Origin of the sequence: Mesorhizobium sp., assembly GCF_024509055.1 — a bacterium.
GTDB lineage: Bacteria > Pseudomonadota > Alphaproteobacteria > Rhizobiales > Rhizobiaceae > Mesorhizobium.
The window spans coordinates 1-4,446 of record NZ_JANINM010000123.1 but is presented as its reverse complement, the minus strand read 5'-3'; the positions used below and the strand labels follow the sequence as shown (position 1 = coordinate 4,446).

Annotated in this window: 5 protein-coding genes and 1 pseudogene; 4 read left to right on the top strand and 2 right to left on the bottom strand. The window is 63.9% G+C overall.

The genetic code is table 11. The features are described from left to right. Together Q0L57_RS06825 and Q0L57_RS06820 are read left to right on the top strand one after the other, a co-directional pair. Positions 1 to 312 (top strand): annotated as a pseudogene (locus Q0L57_RS06825) (multidrug ABC transporter ATP-binding protein); the annotation flags it as partial. Then, positions 309 to 1,088 (top strand): ABC transporter permease, encoded by a 780-nt coding sequence (locus tag Q0L57_RS06820; RefSeq protein WP_296739874.1) that lies wholly within the window; start codon positions 309 to 311, stop codon positions 1,086 to 1,088. The pseudogene Q0L57_RS06825 and the gene Q0L57_RS06820, both read left to right, overlap by 4 nt. A 293-nt stretch (positions 1,089 to 1,381) precedes the next feature. Here the strand turns inward: Q0L57_RS06820 and Q0L57_RS06815 are convergent, their stop codons facing one another. Continuing rightward, a complete protein-coding gene (locus tag Q0L57_RS06815; protein ID WP_296739873.1) occupies positions 1,382 to 2,419 on the bottom strand; it encodes a phosphatidylglycerol lysyltransferase domain-containing protein in 1,038 nt (345 codons plus the stop codon). 182 nt (positions 2,420 to 2,601) lie between these two features. On the opposite strand from Q0L57_RS06815, the gene Q0L57_RS06810 reads away from it, so the two are divergent. Both Q0L57_RS06810 and Q0L57_RS06805 read left to right on the top strand, forming a co-directional pair. Further along, the gene (locus Q0L57_RS06810) at positions 2,602 to 3,084 is read left to right on the top strand and encodes a MarR family transcriptional regulator (RefSeq protein WP_296739872.1); all 483 of its coding nucleotides are present in this window, start codon (positions 2,602 to 2,604) and stop codon (positions 3,082 to 3,084) included. Next, positions 3,084 to 3,764 (top strand): GNAT family N-acetyltransferase, encoded by a 681-nt coding sequence (locus Q0L57_RS06805; protein ID WP_296739875.1) that lies wholly within the window; start codon positions 3,084 to 3,086, stop codon positions 3,762 to 3,764. Before Q0L57_RS06810 ends, Q0L57_RS06805 begins: the two co-directional genes overlap by 1 nt. Before the next feature lie 47 nt (positions 3,765 to 3,811). Here Q0L57_RS06805 and Q0L57_RS06800 read toward each other — a convergent pair. Then, on the bottom strand, positions 3,812 to 4,446 hold a 635-nt coding region (locus tag Q0L57_RS06800; RefSeq protein ID WP_296739871.1), incomplete at its 5' end, for an alkaline phosphatase PhoX.

Here is a 4,446-nt window from a genome sequence, read left to right as displayed (position 1 = left end):
GTCATCAACAAGGGCGAGATCATCCTGGTCGAGGACAAGGCCGAGCTGATGCGCAAGCTCGGCCGCAAGCAGATGACCATGGAGTTGCGCGCGCCGCTCAAGGCCTTGCCGGATGGCCTGTCGCGCTACGCGCTGGAACTGTCGGGCGACGGCAATCAGCTCACCTACACCTATGACAACCAGAGTGACCGTCCGGGCGTCGCCTCGCTGATCCGCGATCTCGAGGGGGCCGGAATCCAGTTCCGCGACCTCGACACCAAGAACAGCTCGCTCGAAGAGATCTTCGTCAATCTCCTGAGGCAAGAGCCATGAACCTGCGCGCGGCCCCTAATTTTCGTGCAGTATGGGCAATCTACCGGGTCGAGATGGCGCGTGCGTTCCGCACTGTGCTGCAGAGCATCATCTCGCCGGTGATTTCGACATCGCTCTATTTCGTCGTCTTCGGCTCGGCCATCGGCTCGCGCATCAACGAGATCGACGGCATCAGCTACGGCGCCTTCATCGTGCCAGGCCTGATGATGCTGTCGCTGCTGACGCAGTCCATCTCGAATGCGTCCTTCGCCATCTATTTCCCTAAATTCGTCGGCTCGATCTACGAGCTCCTGTCGGCGCCCGTATCCTATCTCGAGATCATCGTCGCCTATGTCGGCGGCGCCGCGACCAAGTCGATCCTGCTCGGCCTGATCATCCTGGCGACGGCGGCGCTGTTCGTGCCGCTGCGGATCGAGCACCCGTTCTGGATGGTCGCCTTCCTGGTGCTGACGGCGGTGACCTTCAGCCTGTTCGGCTTCATCATCGGCATCTGGGCCAAGACCTTCGAGCAGCTGCAGCTGGTGCCGCTTCTGATCGTCACCCCGCTTACCTTCCTTGGCGGCAGCTTCTACTCGATCCACATGCTGCCCGGCATCTGGAAGACGATCACGCTGTTCAACCCGGTCGTCTACCTGATCAGCGGGTTTCGCTGGAGCTTTTACGGCAAGGCGGATGTCTCGGTCGGCGTCAGCCTCGGCATGACGCTGGTGTTCCTGGCCGTCTGCATCGCGATCGTCGCCTGGATCTTCCGGACCGGGTATCGGTTGAGGAACTGAACGGTCGTTGGCGCGCTGGGGTGACGGCCAGCCTTCGTGATTAGCTGGAGCGCTCATGTCGTCATCCTATGGCGGAGCAAGGAGCGAAGCGACGCGGCGCAGACCATAGGATCCATGCCGTTACCTTCGAACGCTTCAGCGGTGCCGAACGAGCTCTGTCTTGCTTCGCCTTTATTCTACGCGCAAGGTCACGGCATGGATCCCAGGGTCTCCGCGACGCCGCTTCGCGGCTGCTCCGCCCAGGGATGACGACGCCGCGAGGCTCCGGCCAATCGCCAGGGTTCGCGATGTTTCTAAATCGCCTTGATCAGCCGCAGCAGCCCCAGCATCTCGACAAGCGTCCCTTTGCGGAAGGCGATGTAGGTCGGCTCCTCCGCGCCGTGGAAGCGGCGTTTGAAGGCGGCCTGGCCCTGCAGGTTAAAGCGCGAGCGGTTGACCCAGGGCGATTGGTAGGCGCGCTGGAAAGTGCCGCGCCAGAAATTCGACTCCGGGAAGCCGCTGGGCTCGATATCGACAAGCGGCGACAGGCCGAGCGTGACGACCGAAATGCCCTCCTCGCGAAAGCGGTCGACGGCGAATTTGGTCAGGCCGATCTCGGCATGCGGCGTGGCGTCGACCTGCTTGCGCTTGAAGGCGGTGGTGTAGCCGATGACCTTGCCGCCACTGAACAGAGGGTCGAAATCGAGGATGGCGACCAGTTCGCCCTCAGGGCCGTGCAAGACGAAGCGGCGCATGTCCAGGCCGAGATGATCGGCGAAGGGGCGATTGAGGAAGCCCATTTCCCAACGTTTCACGATGCGCTCGCCACGCCAGTTCTCGGAAAGCCGCCCAACCTCGTCGAGAAAGAGATTGCGTGTGTCCTCGGTGAAGGTGAAGCCCTTCTTCGTCAGCCAGCGCTCGGAATAGCGTACCGTCTCGTTGCGCTTGCCGGAGAAATCATGCGCCGGCAGCTGCAGCCTGGTGTCCACGCCCAACCGGTTGACCTGATAGCCGAGCCCGGCCAGCACATTTGCCGTGGCGGCGCCGATCTGCACGAACCAGGGGCTGCGGGCGGCCTCGACGAAGCGCTTGATGTAGTCTGGCCGGTCCGGCGGATCGACCAACGGATCGCCGAGGGCAAAGTGATGCTTCATCTTGGTGCGAAAGGCGATGTAGCCGTCGCCGTCGCTGAAGTAGGACAGGTTGTGCTGCACGGCGGTGGAGTAGGCGAGCGAGAAGTCGCCATGCCGCCGAACCAGCGCCAGGCGCTCAAGATGCGTGAACTCGCGCCGCGGGACGCTGGGCGCGGCGGCGTCGAGAACCTTGTCTATGTAGACCCGCAATGAGGGCATAAGCTCCGCGCGCCGATTGATGGAGACCCCTCGTGACAGTGGCCGTGGCGCGACGGTTATCGGGTCGTGTCGCGCCAGCGCCATATAGGATGCAATCCGCCGGGAATGAAGGGGAAATGTCTCGTGCTTGATTTTCCATGCATTGTTATATATCAAGTTATGATATTCGGAGTGCACCTTGCATGGAAGACATCCTTCGATCCCTTGGCTTCCTGTGCCTCGGCAGCAGGCTGAAGCGGATTGGCGAGCAATTGCAGGCGGACACGCAACGCGTGCTCGATCGCCTGGATGTGCGGATCCAGTCGAGCCAGTATCCTTTGCTCGCCGCGCTCGACAGGCTCGGCCCGCTGCCGGTCGGCGAGCTGGCGCAGTCGCTCGGCGTAGCCCAGCCGGGCGTGACGCGGAGCGCCTCGCTTCTTGCCGAACTGGGCCTGGTCGAAGTCAAACCGTCCAACGATGATCAGCGGCGCAGGATCGTTTCCCTAACGGCAAGCGGGCAACATCTGATCGAGGTCGCGAAGCGTGACGTCTGGCCGCGTATCGAGAATGCCGTCGCCGAACTTTGCGGGGACTTGTCCGGGCCGCTGCTCGGTCAGCTCGGAGTCATCGAGGATCGCCTCGACGCTGCTCCGCTCGACCGTCGTGCGGAGAAGGTTGTCGCATGATGAAGCATGTCCTCGACCGCCCTGTCTGGAGCGCGCTTGCGACGCGTCATGAAGCTTTCGCCGAAGGCGGCGACCTCGCCCGCCGATACCGGCCGTCGATCGTTCCCTTCGCCGCCACGGCCTCGGACGACGAGGAGAGCCTGCGGGCGCTCGGCAGGCTTCTCCCGCCGCTTGAGAGCGCCGTCATCGTCCAGGCGGATGAAATCAGCTTGCCGGCCGGCGTTCTCGCGATGTCGACAGCCACCTTGGTGCAGATGATTGCCGGGCAGCCGATGCAGGCTGTGTCGGACGAGCGGGTGCATCGGCTGACGCAAGACGATGCAGGCGAGATGCTCGCCTTGGCGTCGCTCACCAAGCCCGGCCCGTTCACGCTTGAAGCGTTGAGCCTCGGCGAGTTCTGGGGCGTGAAGATCGGCGGCAGGTTGGCGGCGATGGCCGGCGAGCGCATGAAGCAGCCCGGCTTCACGGAGCTCAGCGGCGTGTGCTCGCATCCGGATTTTCGCGGCGCGGGCCTCGGCAGGCTGCTGTCGCTGTTCGTGGCAGGCCGGATCGCGGCACGCGGCGAGGTCCCCTATCTCCACGCTTATGCGAGCAACGTTGCGGCGACCAAGCTCTATGAGTCGATCGGCTTCCGCTTGAGGAGCAGCATGAACATGGCCGTGATCCAGCGCGCGGAATAGGAGAGGGTTCCGGTGTGCGGAACCCTCCGGGTGTCTGTCATTGCCGATCAAACCGCGATCTTGCCGCCGCCCTGCTTCGTTATGGCGACGACGGCCGGCCGCACCGGCATGTCCGGCTTGAAGTCCGGCCAGCGGGTCGACGGGTCCTCGTAATAGGACGGGCGGCCGAACGCTTCCCAGTCTTCGCCGCCGTCGCCCGGATGCTGGACCGCCACAAAAGCGGTCTGGTCGTCCGGCGCGAACAGCGGGCCGCACATCTCGGCGCCGATCGGCACGCGGAAGAACAATTTCGAGGTCGCCCGCGCCGCGCCTTCCGTGTCGACCGCCCACAGGCCGTCGGTGCGACCGGTCGCCTTCGGGCCCTGGCCGTCGGTGGCGACCCAGAGCCGGCCGGCCGAATCGACGGCGCAATTGTCCGGCATGCCGAACCAGCCATTGGCCGTGGTGGCGGTCGAGAAGGTGGCGCCGACATCGGCAACGGAAGGATCGCCGCATTTCAACAGCACTTCCCACTTGCCTTTCGTCGCGGTGAAATCGCCGCCGTCCTCGACGATCTCGATGATGTGGCCAAAGGCGTTCTTGGCGCGCGGGTTGGCGGCGTCGACCTGCTCGGCCTTGCGCTTCGAGTTGTTGGTCAGCATGACATAGACCTTGCCGTTGCCGGCATTGGGCTGGATGTCTT

What these genes read in the sequence shown, in the direction of transcription:
- Q0L57_RS06820 (WP_296739874.1), top strand. Translation starts at nt 309, where the DNA reads ATGAACCTGCGCGCGGCCCCTAATTTTCGTGCAGTATGGGCAATCTAC.
- Q0L57_RS06815 (WP_296739873.1), bottom strand. Translation starts at nt 2,419, where the DNA reads ATGCCCTCATTGCGGGTCTACATAGACAAGGTTCTCGACGCCGCCGCG.
- Q0L57_RS06805 (WP_296739875.1), top strand. Translation starts at nt 3,084, where the DNA reads ATGAAGCATGTCCTCGACCGCCCTGTCTGGAGCGCGCTTGCGACGCGT.
- Q0L57_RS06810 (WP_296739872.1), top strand. Translation starts at nt 2,602, where the DNA reads ATGGAAGACATCCTTCGATCCCTTGGCTTCCTGTGCCTCGGCAGCAGG.